General features: G+C 33.9%; 15 protein-coding genes. 5 read left to right on the top strand and 10 right to left on the bottom strand.

What is annotated here, in order from left to right; genetic code table 11:
* Nucleotides 1-501 precede the first annotated feature (501 nt).
* On the bottom strand, nt 502-2,820 hold the full coding sequence (locus ABWH96_RS10735; protein WP_375581448.1) for a penicillin-binding protein 1A: 2,319 nt from the start codon (nt 2,818-2,820) through the stop codon (nt 502-504).
* 152 nt (nt 2,821-2,972) lie between these two features.
* Here ABWH96_RS10735 and ABWH96_RS10730 point away from each other — a divergent pair, with 152 nt between their 5' ends.
* From ABWH96_RS10730 to ABWH96_RS10720, 3 genes are all read left to right on the top strand, one after another.
* Nucleotides 2,973-3,839 carry a substrate-binding domain-containing protein gene (locus ABWH96_RS10730; protein WP_375581447.1) on the top strand — a complete coding sequence of 289 codons (867 nt, stop codon included), beginning with the start codon at nt 2,973-2,975 and terminating at the stop codon, nt 3,837-3,839.
* Between the two features lie 114 nt (nt 3,840-3,953).
* A complete protein-coding gene (locus ABWH96_RS10725) occupies nt 3,954-4,388 on the top strand; it encodes a peptidylprolyl isomerase (RefSeq protein WP_375581446.1) in 435 nt (144 codons plus the stop codon).
* Nucleotides 4,389-4,746: 358 nt separating this feature from the next.
* Nucleotides 4,747-6,384 (top strand): ABC-F family ATP-binding cassette domain-containing protein, encoded by a 1,638-nt coding sequence (locus ABWH96_RS10720; RefSeq protein WP_375581445.1) that lies wholly within the window; start codon nt 4,747-4,749, stop codon nt 6,382-6,384.
* Nucleotides 6,385-6,704: 320 nt separating this feature from the next.
* Here ABWH96_RS10720 and ABWH96_RS10715 read toward each other — a convergent pair whose 3' ends face one another.
* Complete coding sequence (locus ABWH96_RS10715; RefSeq protein ID WP_375581444.1) at nt 6,705-7,046, bottom strand: type II toxin-antitoxin system HicB family antitoxin; 342 nt, start codon at nt 7,044-7,046, stop codon at nt 6,705-6,707.
* Nucleotides 7,047-7,130: 84 nt separating this feature from the next.
* Nucleotides 7,131-7,373 carry a type II toxin-antitoxin system HicA family toxin gene (locus ABWH96_RS10710; protein WP_375581443.1) on the bottom strand — a complete coding sequence of 81 codons (243 nt, stop codon included), beginning with the start codon at nt 7,371-7,373 and terminating at the stop codon, nt 7,131-7,133.
* A 220-nt stretch (nt 7,374-7,593) separates the two neighbouring features.
* Between ABWH96_RS10710 and ABWH96_RS10705 the strand changes: the two genes are divergently transcribed.
* Nucleotides 7,594-8,226 carry a hypothetical protein gene (locus ABWH96_RS10705; protein WP_375581442.1) on the top strand — a complete coding sequence of 211 codons (633 nt, stop codon included), beginning with the start codon at nt 7,594-7,596 and terminating at the stop codon, nt 8,224-8,226.
* Nucleotides 8,227-8,292: 66 nt separating this feature from the next.
* Entirely contained in the window at nt 8,293-8,847 is a 555-nt protein-coding gene (locus ABWH96_RS10700) for a hypothetical protein (RefSeq protein WP_375581441.1), read from the top strand.
* 120 nt (nt 8,848-8,967) lie between these two features.
* Here ABWH96_RS10700 and ABWH96_RS10695 read toward each other — a convergent pair whose 3' ends face one another.
* The 7 genes from ABWH96_RS10695 to ABWH96_RS10665 all read right to left on the bottom strand — a co-directional run bounded on the left by ABWH96_RS10695 (nt 8,968) and on the right by ABWH96_RS10665 (nt 19,889).
* Nucleotides 8,968-9,264 carry a hypothetical protein gene (locus ABWH96_RS10695; RefSeq protein ID WP_375581440.1) on the bottom strand — a complete coding sequence of 99 codons (297 nt, stop codon included), beginning with the start codon at nt 9,262-9,264 and terminating at the stop codon, nt 8,968-8,970.
* A 538-nt stretch (nt 9,265-9,802) separates the two neighbouring features.
* The gene (locus tag ABWH96_RS10690; protein ID WP_375581439.1) at nt 9,803-13,114 is read right to left on the bottom strand and encodes a T9SS type A sorting domain-containing protein; all 3,312 of its coding nucleotides are present in this window, start codon (nt 13,112-13,114) and stop codon (nt 9,803-9,805) included.
* Nucleotides 13,115-13,321: 207 nt separating this feature from the next.
* Nucleotides 13,322-13,507 carry a hypothetical protein gene (locus ABWH96_RS10685; RefSeq protein WP_375581438.1) on the bottom strand — a complete coding sequence of 62 codons (186 nt, stop codon included), beginning with the start codon at nt 13,505-13,507 and terminating at the stop codon, nt 13,322-13,324.
* Between the two features lie 26 nt (nt 13,508-13,533).
* Nucleotides 13,534-13,740, bottom strand: coding sequence for a helix-turn-helix transcriptional regulator (locus tag ABWH96_RS10680; protein ID WP_375581437.1), 207 nt, complete (start codon nt 13,738-13,740; stop codon nt 13,534-13,536).
* Between the two features lie 4 nt (nt 13,741-13,744).
* Complete coding sequence (locus ABWH96_RS10675) at nt 13,745-14,155, bottom strand: hypothetical protein (protein WP_375581436.1); 411 nt, start codon at nt 14,153-14,155, stop codon at nt 13,745-13,747.
* Nucleotides 14,156-14,358: 203 nt separating this feature from the next.
* Entirely contained in the window at nt 14,359-18,486 is a 4,128-nt protein-coding gene (locus tag ABWH96_RS10670) for a T9SS type A sorting domain-containing protein (protein ID WP_375581435.1), read from the bottom strand.
* Between the two features lie 146 nt (nt 18,487-18,632).
* On the bottom strand, nt 18,633-19,889 hold the full coding sequence (locus ABWH96_RS10665) for a metallophosphoesterase (RefSeq protein WP_375581434.1): 1,257 nt from the start codon (nt 19,887-19,889) through the stop codon (nt 18,633-18,635).
* Between the last annotated feature and the right edge of the window lie 14 nt (nt 19,890-19,903).

Genomic DNA, 19,903 nt, shown 5'->3' with positions numbered 1-19,903 from the left:
TGTTCTGATGGTTATATTTTAATAAATCCGGGTGTCTCAGAGAGCAAATCCAAACAATAAACCCTAAATTTCTGAGTAAAATGCTAGCTTTCCCTTTCATACTTTTTCCATTGATGAAAAAGTATGTCGGCCAGAGGCTGACCAGCTATTGGCTGGCAATCCCGATAGCCATCGGGACTAGGTAAAATGATGCTACTTCCCACAAAGGCCAACGCCTGCCCGCCATTTTACCCTCCGGCCCGCTTTTCGCTTTAGGCGAAAGTGGGGGAGTTAGCTATTAATGAGTTTAACAAAAAACAACATAATTCATCCTTGTTTTAAGATCATTTAATATGTTTCTATTCATTCTTGCAATGGAGGACTAATATATGAATGATTTGATAAATTAATGTGTCCCACCTAGAAAAATAGGAGGATAATATATTAAATATTACAATCTTGATTGAGATTTTTCTAGGTGTTTTATGTTTGTTTAGAGATTAATTAATGGAGTCCATAAATTTACTTTTCATCATTTTTAAATAACTTTTTAATTCGTTTAAACAGCCCTTTCTTCTCTTTTCCATCTTCATCAAAGTCTTTACTCTTTTCTTTGTCAGGATTGGTGAAAAGCTTTTTAAAGAAACCATCTTCCTTTATTGGAGGACAATCCATTGATCTCATTGCTTTATCAGACAAAGCACTAAACTGACTTTTACTATACTGATTAAGACTTGGATCGCTATTCACTTTTTGCAACCACAAGCCAAAAATAGGCAATGCAGAATTAGCGCCCTGCCCGATGGAAGTACTTCTAAAGCCTATACTGCCATTATCGGAACCAGTCCAACTTACGGTAACCAAATTGGGCAATAAGCCCACAAACCAGCCATCTCTGTTGTTTTGAGTTGTGCCTGTTTTACCTGCTATGTCGTTCTTTAGCTTATATTTCCATCTTAAGCGAGATGCAGTACCCGTATTTACCACTTCCTCCATCATTTCAATCATTATTTCCTGATTAAGTGAAGAAAAAGCTTTCTCATATTGATTTTCAGGTTTAAATTCTGCTAATACATTTCCTGAGGCATCTATGATTTTTTTTATAAAATAAGGTTCTGATGCTTTTCCATCATTCAAAAAGGAAGAATAAGCAGTTGCCAATTCAAGCATTGTCATTTCAGCAGTACCTAAGGCCAATGATGCAACTCTGGGTAAATTTGATTTAATTCCCACCTCTTCTGCTAAATTGATAACAGAAGAAATACCTGTTTCTTCTAAAATCTTAACCGAAACCGTATTCATCGATTTCCTCAATGCTTCTTGCATGCTTACATTAATATGAGCATAATCCTCATCATCACTATTGGTTGGTTTCCAACCTTCCAAATTTTCATAGGATACTGCTCTTGCTGGGAAATAATCACATGGTTCTACCCCTCGTTCTAGTGCCGCCATATAAACCAGTGGTTTAAAAGTGGAGCCTACCTGCCTTTTACTTTGCGAAACATGGTCATATTTAAAATATTCGAAATCAATTCCACCTATCCATGTTTTAATAGCCCCTGATTTTGGATCCATTGCCAGAAATCCAGATTGTAGGGTTTTTAATGCATGCTGAATACTATCAATTACACTTAAAGTTTGCACATCACTTCCTGACCAATCAAAAAGTTGCATTTCCTTTTTCTCATTCAATATATTTTGAATCTCTTCTTCCGTTTTTCCTTGTGATTTAAGCGCTCTGTAATGGTGCGAACGACTAACATATTGTTGATAAACTGCTTTCTTTTTCCATGGAGCTAAATTTCCCCAATTATCCTCAAAGGCCTTTTGCAAACGCTGCATATGTGATTTCATGGAAGATTCAGCATACAATTGCATATTTTTATTAAGGGTAGTATGGATTTTTAAACCATCCCCATAAATATCAATTGATTTGCCCGTCTCTTTTTCATATTCATCCGCCCATTTTACCAATTCCTGTCGAACTTGTTCTCTAAAATAAGGTGCAATTCCTTTATCCGCTTTGATCGGTCGATAATCCAGTTCTATTTCTTTAGCAATTGCATTTTTGTAAGCTTCCTCTCCTATTTTATTGTATTTATGCATTTGAGACAGCACGACATTCCTCCGCTCGATACTATTTTCAGGGAATATTCGAGGATTATAAGTATAAGTAGCTTTCAAGCTTCCTACCAAAATGGCAGATTCATCCAAAGATAATTTATCTACTGGTTTATTGAAAAAAGTCTGTGAGGCCGCTTCTATACCGAATGTATTGTCGGGAAAGCTAACAGTATTAAGGTATAGGGTTAGTAATTCATCTTTTGTATAAATTTCCTCTAGTCTTTGTGCAATAATGGCTTCCTTTATTTTAATGACTAGTATTTCAAATTTATAGGAATACTCTCGGGGAAATAAATTCTTAACCAGCTGTTGAGAAAGTGTACTTCCTCCCCCTGCAGACCGATCTTGCAGCAAAATGGTTTTGACCAAAACCCTAAAAACACTTCTATAATCAACTCCTGAGTGTTCATAAAAACGAGCATCTTCAGTAGCCACTAAAGCATCTATCAAATGCTGTGGCAACTCATCGTAGCCTACATTAGAACGATAACTCCGATATAAAAAACCAATATTTTCACTTTTTTCATCTAAAATTTCTGTCGCTTGTGCATTTTTAATATTGGCCAATACTTCTTGCTCAGGTAGTTTGCCAAATAGACCTGCTTTTATACTATAAAAAAATAATACTAGTAGTAATATCCCTGCTCCAATACTCAAGGATAAGTATTTAATAAATTTATGTTTTAAAGTACTTCTTTTTTTCTTTTTTGGCATGCTATTGAATTATCCTGCGAAGAACGGAAAATCACATTAAAAAGTGTAACATAAATGTCATAATGAATGAAAATTTAAACAAAAGCTTAAATTTTCCATTAATCCAAATCAGAAAGATCGTATGTTTGTACACTCAAAAAAAGAATGACATTGTGAGTAAAACAATAAGAATTGGTGGCGTACCTGAGCACTATAATACCCCTATTCATTTAGCAATTGAATCAGGAGCAATTGACAATGAAGGGCTTAAGGTAGAATGGAAAACCTTTGAAGGTGGAACTGGAGAAATGAGGGAAGCGCTGATCAATAATGAAGTGGATATATGCGCTATTTTAACAGAAGGGATAGTCAGCGGCATTTTGCAAGGAGTACCAGCCAAAATCATTAGCGGTTATGTAAAAAGCCCTCTAATTTGGGGAATCCACAGTGGTACAGAAAACCCAATAAAAGACCATAAAGAAATTTATGACAAGCAATTTGCCATAAGTAGGATTGGCTCTGGCTCTCATTTAATGCCTATAGTGGATGCATTAAATAATGACAAAAAGATAGAGGAATCTCAATTCCACATTATTAATAACCTGAAAGGAGCATTAAGCTCACTTGAAAAGCAGGAAACGGATGTTTTTTACTGGGAAAAATATACTACTAAACCCTATGTAGAAAGAGGAGAACTGAAAAGAATAGGTGAATATGTGACCCCTTGGCCCTGTTTTGTATTAGCAGCCCATAATGACATTATTAATGAAAGACCAAAAGATATTTCAAGGGTACTAAGACAAATTCAACGAACATCAGCCCAGTTTATGGAAAATGAAGATGCAGTGGAAATCGTTAGTAAACGATTTGAAATTAAGAAAGAAGATGCCGCCAAATGGTATCATGCCACTGAATGGGCAACTGATGGTTGGGTAAGTAATAAAATGCTGAAGAATGTGGTTTACACATTGAAGGCTGCAAACATTATTAACGAAATGGCCGATACGCAGCAGTTGGTTTGGCAGCGAAATAGTATATAAAAATAGTTTAAAGTATTAAGTTCTAAGTTTTGGCCTATTTATATTAGTAAATTGAAAATAAATCTATAAATACTTAAAACATACAACTTATAGCAATAGTATAAATTTAAAAGAATGAGCAAAGCAGAAATTGTAACTAACAAAGGCACATTAAAAATAGAGTTTTATGATGATGCCACTCCCAATACAGTGAAAAACTTTCACGATTTGGCTAAAAAAGGATTTTATGACGGTTTAACATTCCATAGAGTTATTCCTGATTTCGTAGTGCAAGGCGGTTGCCCAGATGGAACAGGGGCTGGTGGCCCTGGCTATTCTATCGATTGCGAAACGGATGGTGATAAACAATACCACGATAGAGGGGTATTATCCATGGCGCATGCAGGTAGAAATACTGGTGGATCGCAGTTTTTTATCTGCCACAGCAGACAAAACACCCAGCATTTAGATGGGAAACATACTGCCTTTGGAAAAGTATATGAAGGCTTGGATATTATAGATGATATCCGTCAAGGAGATGTGATGGAGAAAGTGACGATTATAGATTAAGTAAGATTGATTTTAAATTAAAAAATGGCAGTTGGGTAAGCTGTCATTTTTCTTTTTTCTCATTAAATCCATAATACTCCAATATAATAGTTTAATGCTTCAAACTTTTTCTATTAATTAAATAGTATGACGGCCAGAGGCTGACAAGCTATTGGCTGGCAGTGCCATAGGCGTCAATATATGAAAAATCTAGTTAAAATGATGCTACTGCTCACTATTGCCAAAGCCTATTCTCCAATTTACACACCAACTAAATAGTTTTACTTTTCACTTAAAATTCAAGCTATAATAAACATTATGAAGCTTTTGAAATTATCATCTGATTAATTAATACCTTTGCTGCTTAATTTAATACGATATGATTTCAGTAGATGCAGTAGGCGTTGAATTTAGTGGCACTACCCTATTTAACAATATTACTTTTAATATTAATGAGAATGACCGTATTGCCCTGATGGGTAAAAATGGCGCAGGCAAATCGACCTTACTGAAAATAATTTCAGGGACTAACAAACCTACTTATGGTAAAATTTCAGCACCTGGAGATGCCATTATTGCCTATTTACCACAGCATTTATTAACTGAAGATGATTCTACCGTATTTGAAGAAGCTTCAAAAGCTTTTGCTGCCATTTTAGAAATGAAAAATCAGATGGAATGGTGTAATCAGCAGTTAGAAACACGTACTGATTACGAATCTGATGAATACAGCAAAATAATTGAGCAGGTTTCCGAATTAAGTGAAAAATACTACAGCATTGATGATATCAATGTAGATGCAGAGGTTGAGAAAACCTTGCTTGGTTTAGGATTTGTAAGATCTGATTTTAATCGTTCCACTGCTGAATTTAGTGGTGGTTGGCGAATGCGAATTGAATTGGCTAAAATTCTTTTGAAAAAACCTGATTTAATCCTTTTAGATGAGCCTACCAATCATTTGGATATCGAATCCGTGCAATGGTTGGAAGATTTTCTAACCAATAATGCTAAAGCTGTTATGGTGATTAGCCACGATAAAACCTTTGTGGACAATTTAACTAATCGCACTATTGAAATCACTCAAGGTAAAATTTACGATTATAAAACTAATTATTCACACTATTTAGAACTCCGTAAAGAAAGAAGAGAACAACAACAAAAGCATTTTGATGATCAGGCAAAGCAGATAGCCGAGATTCAACAATTTATTGATCGATTTAAAGGCACCTATTCCAAAACGCTCCAAGTACAATCACGGGTAAAAATGCTGGAAAAGATGGAGATTGTGGAAGTAGATGAAGTGGATACTGCTGCTTTGAATTTGAAGTTCCCTCCTGCTCCTCGTTCTGGTAATTATCCTGTTATTGCAGATGGTTTAAGTAAAGCTTATGGTGATCATGTAGTTTTCAAAGATGTTTCCCTGACCATAGCACGAGGTGAGAAAATCGCTTTTGTAGGCAAAAATGGTGAGGGTAAATCCACCCTAGTAAAAACCATAATGGGTGAAATTGAGTATGATGGTGAATTGCAAGTAGGTCATAATAGTATGATTGGTTACTTTGCACAGAATCAGGCAGCTTTGTTAGATGGCGAGCTTACCGTTTTCCAAACCATAGACAATGTTGCTAAAGGTGATGTAAGAACTAAAATCAAAGATATGTTAGGTGCTTTTATGTTTAGTGGCGATGCACTTGACAAAAAAGTGAAAGTGCTGTCAGGTGGCGAACGTACTCGATTGGCCATGATTAAACTATTGCTTCAACCCGTTAATTTATTGATACTGGATGAACCAACCAACCACCTTGATATCAAAACGAAAGAGATATTGAAAGATGCCTTGAAAGCTTTTGAAGGAACCATGATCTTGGTCTCTCACGACAGGGATTTCCTTGATGGCTTAGCCAACAAAGTATTTGAATTTGGTAATAAAAGAGTTAAAGAGCATTTTGAGGATATAAATGGCTTTTTACGAAATAAGATAATGGAGAATTTGAAGGAGATTGAAAGGAAGGTTTGAATGATTTAGTCTCATTTTTTTATTTCAACTGACTCTTTTTTCTAGTTTAATTCATTCATAAGATTCAAAAAACTACAAGGTGAGGGTTTCAATTTTAACTGAGCCAATATAGACGGTTGTTTTTATCAACATATTGGTTTAGAAGACTTCCTGTATTTGATTAATGCCTGAAGCTGAATCCTAATTGGTCACATGCGAAAACGCGTACGCCAACAGGGGAAGGAAAAATAAATTGCTCACTATCGTATTGCACCACTCTCGGCATCTGCCCCGCCCGTGCGGGATCAACTACTGACCTATCCTAGCTTCTGGACGGGCTGTTATGCACTTTCCTTCGTTACCCTTGACCTGATTGCTTCTGCAACAAGGTTGTTAAGCGAGGTCTTTGTTTCCATAGCTAAAAGTGCAGCCTTTTGATGCAATGTAGCTGGTATACGTACATTAAAGCTTCCTTTAAACGGTTTTTCAGGTGTTTTTCCCGAAGCTTTGCAATCAACTAAATAAACATCAATAGACTCTTTAAAATCAGCTTCTAAAAGCCGCCCTGTTTCTCCTTCATAAGAGATCAGCCCTTTAATACCTAATACCTTTCCATAAAGTAAATTATCTTCCTGACTGTACTCTATGCTTCCTGTATAACCTTTATATCCCAAATATTTCATGTGTTTAGTGTTTAATTTCAACGGTCACATGGAACTTCCTATATAATCATCTCCTAATGTAAGAAGACCTTTCATAAGGAAGTTTCATAACCCTAATATTTCTTTTACTTGTTTCATTTGATAATTTTTCATAATGCCACTTGGATGTGGTTTATGAAGCATAACAGGAACTCCTTCACTATTCTCGAACTTTACTCTCGAACCCGAGGTCTTTCCTATCTTTACTTCCTCAAAACCAAAATATCCAAGTAGTTTAGCCATCTCATCATAATGAAAATCAGCTGGCATACTTAAAAACCTGTCAATTAATTTCTGCTTTTTAGACACAACTCAAAGTAACTATATTTAGTTGCAATTTGCAAATTTATTTCCTCAGCGAAGCGGATGGAACTGCTATACTTCTTCATTTAACCCTTCCATTTTATTTTCTAAAAAACCTTCCTTGCTGTTAATTTAGCGATAGCCTGCACGTTCAGCCGTTGCGAAATAATTCTACCATCATTACATTTACAGCTTTTTATAAAAAAAAATACCCTTTCCAAAATCAATGAAGCATTCTTATCATTCCGATGTCATCATTTATTTTCAACTGGGCGTGCTACAGCCCGACATCCTCCAACAAGTACCATCAAGTACCCTGCACAATTGGAAGCACCGTGACCTTGCCAAACTGGTAGGCACAAAGCAGTGCCTCATCAATGAACAGCATATCCGTATGGTCAAGGATTTTCTCAAACACAAACAGGCACTGAAATTTGCCAAAGCTGCCTACCTGGCCTTTAGAATCCTTAAAACTTTCACCCATGCTTCCAATGCTTTCAGAAAATGGGCCATGAACAACAAAAAATTTCTGATGGAGAAAATACAGCACTTAGTGCTTTACCTCCCCTTAAACAAGTCTCTCAAACTCTTCGATATCTCACCCCAAGCCTACCACCGTTGGAAAAACCAAGTAAATTGTGAAAACTCATTGATGCGCTTGTGTCGCAAAACACATCCCTTTCAACTCTGCTCCAGTGAAGTTGCCAACATAAAGAAATACCTCTCCGACAAAAGCCTCTTGCATTGGCCTCTGGCCTCTATTTATTACCATATGCTCAGGCAAGCCGCAGGATATATGTCGCTGGCTACTTTCTACAAATACAGCCGTTGTATGTTGGACAAGGGCATGGTGCACTAGAGGAGCAAAGGCCAAAAGAAAAAATACAGCCCCATAGGGGCTTCCGCTCCCATGCAAATTCTTCACATGGACATCACCCTTCTCAAAACTTCAGGAAATCAAAGGCTGTACCTTTACATCCTACAAGACAATTTCTCTAGGGCTATTTTATCTTGGACCTTATCCACTGAATACGGGGCGGCCATTGCACTGCATAACCTTAAAAAAGGATTGTACAATAACCAAAACCTAAAAGAAAAGACGTTGATAGTCTGCGATGATGGTGCCGAAAACAAAGGAGTGGTCAATACTTACTTAGAAAAACATCCATTCATACAACAAGCAATTGCCCAAAAAGACATTGTCCAGTCCAACAGCATGGTGGAAGCACTCAACAAAAGATTGAAATATCATTTTATCTTCCACCATACCGTCAATGATGAAGAACATGCCCTTCAAGTGGTTCGGAATGCCGTGAATGATTATCACCGACAGCCATTGAGGGTACTCCACGGGCTTACAGCCTTGGAAGTACTTAAAGGAAAAATGCCTGATAACAAGCAATTTTCAGACGAAATCAAGGAAGCTGCATTAAAAAGACCACAAGCCAACAAACAAATTGCCTGCACAGCTTGCCGCTGATGCAAGATCATGACTATCTCAAGGAAACATACACCTAAGAGAGTCCTCCAAAAAAACAGCTCCCAAACCAACCCGACACAATAAGCTGTATATCAATTATTTACATTAATAATCCCAATATTAGGACATGCGAGTATCGTTTTTGCGTGGGTGGTGCAGTGCATCTGTAATGCTAAATATTTTCTTCCGCACCCCTACTTCCATTCTGTATTGCCAGCCAGCATCTGTATTGTACTGAAATTTCAAATGACCATATTTAGCCATTATCATTGAACTTGCCTCAGGATAAAAACTGCAAGACTTAATTGCCATATCATTTTTATCTACTTTACCGATTTTAAAGGGAAACTTCTGGCTCATAATTGTAAAAGGAACCAGAGTGAATAGTAGGAAAGCTAGGGTGTAATTTTTAAGCATGATTGTAGTTTTAAAAAATACTAAAGTAGCAGATATTTTTAAAAATTAAAAAAATGAAATGAATTATTTAATATAAATATGAGGTTAGTAAAAATAATATATGTGAATGAAAGGAGATTAGAATAACTGATGTTTTGATTCGAATAAGCTAATTTAATCAGTTAATCAATATAAATATCGAATTGTTTTTAAAAAATGTTGATGAAGAATTGTATTTCATCCCTAAACCTTCTGTCCAAGTCTGCTTGGTACATCCTTGCGCCAAAATCAAGCCAGCCCAAATTCAAATCGGATGGATTCCTTTCCGTTGTAGGTAAAGGGCTGTTCCTTGCTCAACTCCCCTTGGTAGCTGTAGTGTTACTACATGCCAAAATGATAATAGCTTTCTTCCTGTATGACAACTGAATGGTTGTGCTCTATGCTCACACATCGTCAAAATAGGTATATTGGTTTGCTCCTCTTCATTGCTGAAATAGATTAAAATATAGCCTTGTTTTGGCACTAAATAATCTCAAATACGGATATCAATATCTAATTATTATTTTTTTATAAACCTAAATTGTTTATTACCAATTACAAATAAATAAACCCCTGCTTGAAAGCTACTAATATTCAATTCTTCAGGAATGTACATATCTTTCATAACCATCTTCCCACTTATTGTATATATCCTAAATGATGATTTATCATTTAAGCCCTCAAAATATATCACATCATGAACGGGGTTTGGATAAATGCGAACTCCTTCTTGTTCTGATAGATTACTTAAAATTTTCTCTACAACCTCTATCTCAAATTCAGAGGACACTTCATATGTTGTATCAGAAACTGAAATAGAGATATTTGAAGTCCCTAATTTTAATGTTGTGAAATTGACTTGGATTGAATCTTCGATAAAATCAAAATCAATTTCATTTGTATTGATTATATCATTATTTGAAGAATTAATGCTAAAAGTTAATTCTTCATTAGAATTATCAACATCATATAGTAATATTTTAAATGAGTTGAGTTTCAATCCTTCCACTTGAATTGATGTAGATTCCTGAATCCTGGGCGGATCATTTACAGGATTTATAATTAGGTCCATTAAATAGTTTTCCTCTTGAAATTGATTTTCAACTATTATTTCTATTTGAGAATCTCCATAAAAATCATTGATAGCATCAATTTCTAAAACATTTGAATCGAAACTTAATACTAAATCTTGATTATCAGACGATGCAGAATAGGTATTGATCCCATCATCAAAAATATATTCTGATAAATCCAATATAGTAGAATTATCTTCATCAATTTCTAAAGTGGGTAAATCTTGTAATAGATAAATAGAGGGATTGGTAACAATATTTAGTGATACGTAATTATCTGTATAATCAATTAACGTATTATTTGGAGAATTACTATTGTAGGGAAATGCAAATAATTTATACGTTGAAGAAACATTTAATCCAGTAATTTCAAATGAAGCAGCATTGCCTGAATACACAACAAAAGCACCATCTAGCTCACCGCCAATACCGTAAGATGAATTTGATGCATAAAATGAATTATCCTCAGGAAGTTCATTTAATTTACTGCTACTGTCTTCTTTTAATAAAACAAAATAACCTGAAGCAGTCAAGCCTGAATGAGAAACACTTACACTTGAATAACTTGTATCTTGAATATTTAATTTAAATTCATCAAGTGAAGGTTTTGAAACAGAATTGTTGTAATGTATATACATATTACCGAAAGAAATATCTGTAGAGTAAAAATCTATTCTTCCATCATTGTCGATATCATCATAAAATCTATATACTTGACCTGGTAGATCTATATCAACAGAAACCGGTTCAAAAACCCCCTCTTTATTTTCAAACAATTCTTGAGCCAGGTACGAATAACTACTTATTAACAAATCGCTATCCCCATCGTTATCCAAATCATAAATATCTATGTTAAAGGGGTCATAAAAATCTAATTCAAATTCCTCAGAAAGACTGAAAGAAGAGTTTCCATCATTTAAATATATCTGTAAATTACCATTTCCAGTAACCACATCATTTATAATGATTATTAAATCATTATTTCCGTCAAAATTATAATCAAAAATCTTAACATTTTTAACCTCAGTACCGATTTCAATATTTGATTCTGAAAAATTCCCTGCACCATCATTCATCAATACTGAAATATTTTGAGATTCATAGTTTGCAGTTACAATATCCTCAGAGTCATTATTTGATAAGTTTCCTACATCTATTGCCCTTATTCCATTCCCATTTTGAATGCTAATAACATTTTCAGAATTATAATAATCATTGACATTTCCCGAGTTAGGATGTATAACAACAATTTCTTCATTAAAGGATCGAAAAGTGACAAATTCTTTAATATCATCGTTATTGATATCAGTCTCGAAAAGGGAATCACCATTCGGAACATATTTCCATTGAACTGGTTCTTCAAACTCCCTATTTCCCAATCCCTTCATTAGATATAGGAAAGAATTTCCACCAGATAAGTTTGCTTCAAAATAGATGATATCTAAAAATCCATCATTATCTACATCAAAAATATTCAAATTATCGCTATCTCGTTCGATAGGGTATTTGGTTGGCTCTTCATTAAGATTATTTTTATAATCATAAATTATATTTATGAAGCCGGACTTTGCTATAGATACTAAATCTTTATTGCCATCATTATCCATATCAAATGATGAGATACCATTGGAGTGATTATAAAATTCTCCTGTGAAAATTTCTTTAATTTCCTGATTTTGATCTGTATATATTAAATCATAAACCCCTAAATTATAAGTGAATATATCGATAAAGCCATCTTGATCAAAATCATCAAAAAGTAAATTATCCATAGATCTAATTCCAGTGTTCCCTATAGTTTCAAGTTGATTGAAATTGCCATTTTGATTCCTCAGGTAAACTAATCGGTCTTGTTGATCTCTAAACACTACATCTAAAGTATTATTTTGATCAATATCGATTAATTTGGGGGACCTGACATTGACAAAGCCAAGTGACTCCGTTAAATTATTTTCTATGAATTGTCCATCATTATAAATAAGGCTATAAATATCATCTTGTTTTCTATATATAAAATCAGTAAACCCATCTAAATTTATATCGCCGTATGAGATAGTGTTTGATGTATAATTAGTTGACGCAGAAAAGTTCAAATCAACTTCCAGAGCTTCGGAAATATTATAAATGTGAAAACTATTAAAACCAGATGATACTATTTCTAACTCACCATCATTATCGAAATCAATTGCCTCTATTCCATTCACTGACGCTTGTTGAAATTCCAAATCGAAGCCTTCAAATCCGTTTTTCCAATCGCTTACATAACCAAATTTTCCGTCCCCTGAATAAAAGAATTCAAAGGAACCATCTTGATTAATATCTATAAACTTGGCATAAAACAAGGAGTTTACTTCCAATCTGAAGTCTTCAACAAATCCATTTTCAGAACCTTTTACGAAAATAGCGTAAGGTAAAAATGTAGATTCATTATCAAAAGTTACAACGGCAAAATCTAAATACCCGTCATTATTATAATCTACGAAATTTGAAAAATTTCTAATGTTTATACCTTCAACCTCAAAAATTAAATTTTTATTGGCGGTTGAATTGTCTTGAAAATCTTTAATCGAATAAATTTTATTATCTAATTTATAAATTAATTCATTTTCACCATTCTGATCAGTATCCACTAATCTAGCATCAGTTAAATCTTCCGTATTAAATTGTACAGTATCTAAAGACTGGAAACTTATTTGGGCTTGTAAATCAATTGAAATACATAATAAAATGAATACGAGGAGAAATAGATATTTTTTCATAATGGGTATTTTTTTTAGTAATAATAAACGTAAAAATCAGTACCCCAAATTATATTTTTATCAAAATTAAAATTATCTAGATTAATTAATAATTTTCTTATAATAATGCAAAACAATTCAATTAGTAGTCATCGAATTATATAAAATAGAAGGATGAATAATTCACCCTTTAGTAAAATCTAAATAAAGATTTAATTCTTTCAGCCTTTATGCCAAAACAACTGGTAGCACAATATTAATACCTCCCCCTTCATATTCAGGATTTTTATGGTAGATAATGACCTGAGGGTAATCTTGAATATATCTATATTGGTTTCCTAAGTCAACACTATCATCAATTCTGATAAACAAGCATGAATTATTAACCAATATTAGCCATATACCTCTTTTCATAGTCTCAATGTAATTTAAAAATTAATCTAATTACGATCTTCATCCGTCAAAAAGAAAATCTCATTTACGGGCTTTTTAAAATATTCGGATATCTTCAAAGCTAACACTGTAGACAGCACATATTTATTACTTTCAATGGAATTGATCGTTTGGCGAGAAACGCCCACAATTTTAGCCAATTCTTCTTGGGTAATATTTTTAATAGCCCGTTCTACTCTTAGGTTATTGGTCATGGTTTTAACGGTTTTTCCATTTCAAATATTGAAAATTTAAAAATATGTAAGTGTTGAGTAGACAAACAACTGAGTAAGCACTCATAAAATCCGTAAAAATTGACCCTTGAGTAAATAACTGGATAATAGCAACTGCAGCAAGCCCCCATATCAAATAAAAAACTCCCATTGCAAATGCTTTCAACCTAAGTTGTTCAATCATTTCATCTTCTGTCGGTTGTCTAAGAAAATTTAGCATACCAAATCCTATCGCCCAACATAAATACACAAAATCGGCTACCGCTTCCTGTGGAAATTCAAAGGGATATGGTATAAAAATAAAGCTCAATAAGAAAACTATTGGGAAAGGAAAAAAAGCATAAGCAAGCCATTTCCATTTTCTGCTTAATAATGGATATTTTAATTCACGGTTCATAATTGTCATTTTGCTTTACATAAAGTAAAATAAACTGTACATTATATCCAAATATTTTTACATTAAAGTGTGAATTATGTATTTAAATATATAAAAGTCACACGCGGAAACGCGTGCGCCAACATGAGAGAATACCATAAGGTATGATTTGATAGAAATTAAAATGTTATTTGGTCTTAGTAATGCGGCTAAGACCAAATAACCTATTTTTTAATTACTTTCTTGGTGGTTTCACCTTGATTGGTTCTAAATCGAACAAAGTAAAGGCCGGAAGAAAGATCAGAAAGGTCAATTCTGTTATTTATTTTTATAGTTTTCAATACTTTCCCATTAACATTCATAATATCAACAGTATTAATTACAATATTACTGTTCAGCCTAAAATATAATTTACTATTAACAGGATTTGGATAAATACTGATCTCTGCATCTAAGTATGGGTTAACAGATAAAACTGCATTTTCTGTTGAGATGGTATCAGACGGTAATGAATGGTATGTATAATATTCGGTAGTATCCTCATACTCATTTTTTCCTTGATATTCTGCTAAAATATAATATTTGTACTGCTCGCTTAAATCTGCATCAGCATCTTTAAAGGAGATAGGATCTTCTTCCATAGAGTACACTTCAGTAGATATTGAATCTATTCTTACAAAGGCCGTATCAATTTCAGATTTCCTGAAAATGATATAATAATTTTCGTATTCAGATTTGTCCTCAAATAATAATTCATAGAAGCTTGCAGTTTCATGAATATTGATCTTACTAATTTCGGGACTATTTAAATAGGTTCTTGCTCTGTTACTCAACCCTAAACTTGCAGAACCATAATTATTTTCTACATATAAATTAATCGCTGGTTGTGTATTTTCATTTAAACCTGAATATATAAATGAGGTGTCGGAAATATTTAATACATATTCACCAGCATTATAATCTTGGAATACTAATGAATCTACGGGTATTTCAGTAGTATCTAAAGGATCCCAAGTATACAATATTTCGGAAGAAGAAATAGCCCTTGATTTAAAGTTCTGTGGGCTTGAAGGTCTACCGTTTTTTGTTCTAAAACTGGTAGAAATAGTAACTCCCTTATTTTCACCATTGATAGCTGTTAAATACGCATAGTACCTAGTATCTTGTTGTAGTCCATCTACGATATGCTCAATCCTGTCCTTTTCCAATGTATCAATTACATAAGTACTGTCCGTGATTTCAATTTTAATAATGTACCCATTATCGTTCGGTGAATCAATCCAACTTAACCTTGCTCCTTCAATTCCTGTGCTATCAGATCTAAAATAAGTAGCTTCCAAGGGTGCATCTTTATCTTGATAATATAACAAATCGGTTCTATAGTATCGATCTCCAGATTCATAATTAATTTCTCTATCTCCTTTTGAGAGACCATAGAACAGCTTATCATTGTGAGTGAAGGCATAACCCTGATCTTCTTGAACTACTGGCAAATAACCTTTTCGAGTTCTGTAGGGCCTATTTTCTAAATCCAACGTATATAAATATTGATGCGATAAATAAAGCAATTCATTATCATACTCAGCAATCCCCTGCTTATAGAATTTTTCATCATTATCAGGAATTTCATTTTCCATGTTGATTTCGCTGGAATTAAAACTGTAAGAAAGCTTTCCGTCATTTGAAGTAAAAATTAAAAGTGAATCAGAAGTATGAGAAATATAAGTAGGTACAACAAAATTCATATCATATTCAGTCTTACCCCAGGTCTTTGAAATAGTATCAAAATAAACAACTGCAAAGTTGCGAAATGAATTATGAAATGTCATATAGATTTTGTTTTCTACTCCATGTGCAAGAAAAAACCTATATTCATTATAAGGTATGGTGAGGCTTTTATCCCATTCATCTTCTATTACATCATACTGATAAATTGTTGATAAATTATTATAATCAATATCTTGAGCACCAATACCATAAATTATATTATTATGAAAGATAACCTCTTTAAATCTCAAAAGGTCATCATCCGGTAAATCATTAAGCTTGGTTATACTGCTGTCCGTCAAATTATATTTGTATAATTTTTTAGAAGATTCAGAAAGAAAATAAATATCATCATCATTAATGACTTTATGTTCAATTGATATTTTACCAATTGAATCTATAACCGATGCCAAACCATCACCATTAAACTTTTTCCAAACCCCCATATTAGATGCTGTTAATGATATGGCTGATGATCTATCAGAATTAGGCCCCTCGCCATAATTGTATACCCTATAAATATATTCTTTGTCGGCTTCAACATCATCATCATAATAGCTACTGACATATTTCCCCACAGAATCATACTTAATGAAATCTCCTCCATTAACTGCACGTTCTACTATAGACCCAGACCGTTTTGCACCCCAAAAAATATTACTAAAGCTAAAGGCAACTGCATTAACACTTGTATATTTTCTCCTTAAGCCTTGTGGGTGTATTAGTGGTGTTACGGTTTTTAAAATATTTGAAGTGTCAGCACCTAGTAAATTGCTTATAATCAATCTCGCTTCTATGGAATCATATTCATAGCTCTTTAACCTAAGCTTATTTGAATCAACAGTATCTCTCCTAAAAGTTGAATCGCTAGCTCTCTTATATTCTAAAACTGCCAAGTTTTGATTATAAACACTATCTACCTTATATTCAAGATATCCATAGCCAGAAAGTCCGTTTGGTTCAAAATTTGAAAACTCTAAATTTCCAACATAAGGAGATAAAGAATTAAGATTAAATTCAACTTCATTAGAGTAATCAGAAGGAGTCCTTTCTCCGTCCTCATCATATAATCTAACTCTGTATTTTAGAGAAGAGAAAATAGTATCGATAAGATCATTGAATGTAATTGTTTTAGTCTCTAAGGAACTGACAAAATTAGAACTATCAATTGCTTGAAAAGCACCATTATTTAAGCTTCTCTCGACTATCACTTTTTCAGTTCGATCAAAGTTGACAATTTCCAGTTGTCTCTCATTGAAATCTACTGTGCTTTCTACAGATAAAATATTGGGGGTATTGATTTTGCTACCAGGGATCACGGAAAGGAAACTAAACTCCTTAGATGTTGCTGTAGCTTTTCCTCTATAAGCGACAATTTTCACAAAATGCATGGTATTAGGATCCAAATTTTCCGTTCTGATACTGTAACTAGTACTATTGCTCCCTACAGTATCAATAACTCTGTACATACCATCACTTCCATTTTTGAGGTATATAATATTTCCATCAAAATTATTTATTTCATTTTTCGTCCAGTCGATATAATTGTAATCATATTCTTCACCTGTTTGCACATTTATTCCTGATCCTATACCATAGTACGTTATTGTAGGTGCCAAAGGCGGCTCAATAGTAACTAACTTTTGAAAGCTATTTTGATAAACTGGATCGAATATACTTCCTGTTGCACCTAAACCTGCTATTACTACATTATTTAAATAAAAAACGACAGGATCATCTCGATCATCTGTGAAGTAATAATCACCGCTACTTACAGAAAAATCTGAAAGATCAATAATCACTTCTTTAGGAGTTGAACCAGATTTTAATATGTGTACTAATCCATCCTCATCCATATAAGCAGTATTTGACATTAAGCTACTTAAGTTAATGCTGTAGCCTAACTCTTCAATCCAAGTATCAGTACTAGGATCGTAAGAAAGAATATCTTGATAAGCGAAAGTACCTCCATCAATTCTTTGCCCAGAAGAAATATACCCTTTACTATTAGCTGAAAAACCTACCGCTCCAGCCCTCTTAAATTCAGCACCAACACTTGCAATAGCCGTCCATTCGTCTAAAGTTGCATCATATTTATAAAAATCACTTAATTGATCGCTATTTCCAGTCCCCAAACCTACATAACCAGTATTATTAATCACAAAGGAAGAAGCAGCATTTCGGGCATTTGGTATACTTGCGATACTTTGCCAAGTATCTGTAGATGGATCATATTCGTAAAAGTCAGCAAAGCTATTATCGGCATCATAACCAGTACCCACATATGCTTTATTATTAGCTACAAATGCGACAGCTGAAGTCCTTGCACTACCTGGGAAATCCGCAATTTGCGTCCATTCATCGTTTTCATAATCATATTTGTAAAAATCTTTGAGGTATGTGGTATAAGTGTCATAAATATTACCTAATCCAACATATGCAATATCATCAATTACAAAGCTTACCACACCATCTCGACCTGCAGCAGGAAAATCAGAAACAGATTGCCATTCTTGAACTTGTGCATGGCTTAGAAAACTAAAAAATAATCCAAAAAATAAGGGGAATAGTAAATTTTTTCTCATAAGTAAACATTATCCAACCACAATAATAGTTAATATATTTAGTGGGAAAATATTTTTTCGATAAAAAACTCCATTTTTATCGAAAAAAAATCAGTTTAATATAATTAATAAGTTAAGTCAATATTAACATTCAGCATTTGAAGGCTTCAGGAATTTCTCAACTCCAAAATGGTAATCTCAGGCGGAATCCCTATCCTTCCAGGATAGCCAATATAACCATATCCCCTATTGACATATAAACTTTGATTGCCTTCTTGGTAAAGTCCTGCCCATTGTTTGTATACATACTGAGACGGGCTCCATTTGAAGCCGGGAATTTCTATTCCGAATTGAAAACCGTGGGTATGGCCAGCAAGCATTAAATCGATATCTTGATAATCCTTTCTGATTTGGGCATCCCAATGGCTTGGGTCATGGGAAAGCAATATTTTTGCTGGTAAATCCTCAGTTCCTGCATAAGCTTTGCTAATATCACCATATTTAGCGAATCTTCCCGCTCCCCAGTTTTCTACTCCTAAAACTGCTAAAGGCTCATTGTCTACTGTCAGAATTCGGTTTTCATTGGTCAGCAAATCCCAACCCATAATTTTATGAGCCTCTTTTAAATCTTGCAAATTTTGGGCTTTGGCTTTTTCACTACTCCAGTTTTTATAATCGCCATAATCATGATTTCCTAGGGTAGAATAAACTCCTAAATCAGCTTTCAGCTTAGAAAAAATTGGGATGTACTTTTCAACCTCCTTAGCTTCATTATTCACCAAATCACCTGTAAAGAAAACCATATCAGGCTTTTCTGCCATCAGCATATCTATACCGCCTTCAACCGCAATTTTGTTCCAAAAACTACCGCTATGAATATCTGAGAGCTGGGCCACTTTTACTCCATGCCAGGCTTTGGGTAAATTGGGTATTACAATCGATTTTCTTCGAATACGGTAATCATGTGCTCCTGAAATTATACCAAAACTCATAGCAGCTAATGGTAAACTTCCGGCCACAAGAGCGGATTTAGCAAAAAACTCTGATCTGCTTATTTTTTCTCCCTCAATACCACTTTTTGAATTATTTAAAAGATCAGTAATCTTATAAAAACTCCACTGTCCGAATCGAATTACATCCCCAATCAATAGCACCAATAAGGCAATGGTTTTTGAAAGGTAATTCATAAATACCAATACCAGCATAAACTGTCGAGCCACGCGTGAAAAGAAATCTAGATTTCCAAAATGATAAAGGAAAAAGCCCAAAAGCGTGATAGCCGTAAATCCCCAATAAATACCATAAGCAATGTTTTTCCCTAATTGAGAGAAATTTTGAACTCCTATTTTCAGTGCTTGAAAGACATATAGGTCAATCAAAATGAAAATAAGTGCAACCAGTTGTATGAGAATGATTTTGGACATGTGGTAGAGTTGGA

It is taken from the genome of Marivirga tractuosa (genome assembly GCF_042140215.1).
Taxonomy (GTDB): Bacteria; Bacteroidota; Bacteroidia; order Cytophagales; family Cyclobacteriaceae; genus Marivirga; species Marivirga tractuosa_A.
This window is presented reverse-complemented; position numbering and strand designations above follow the sequence as displayed.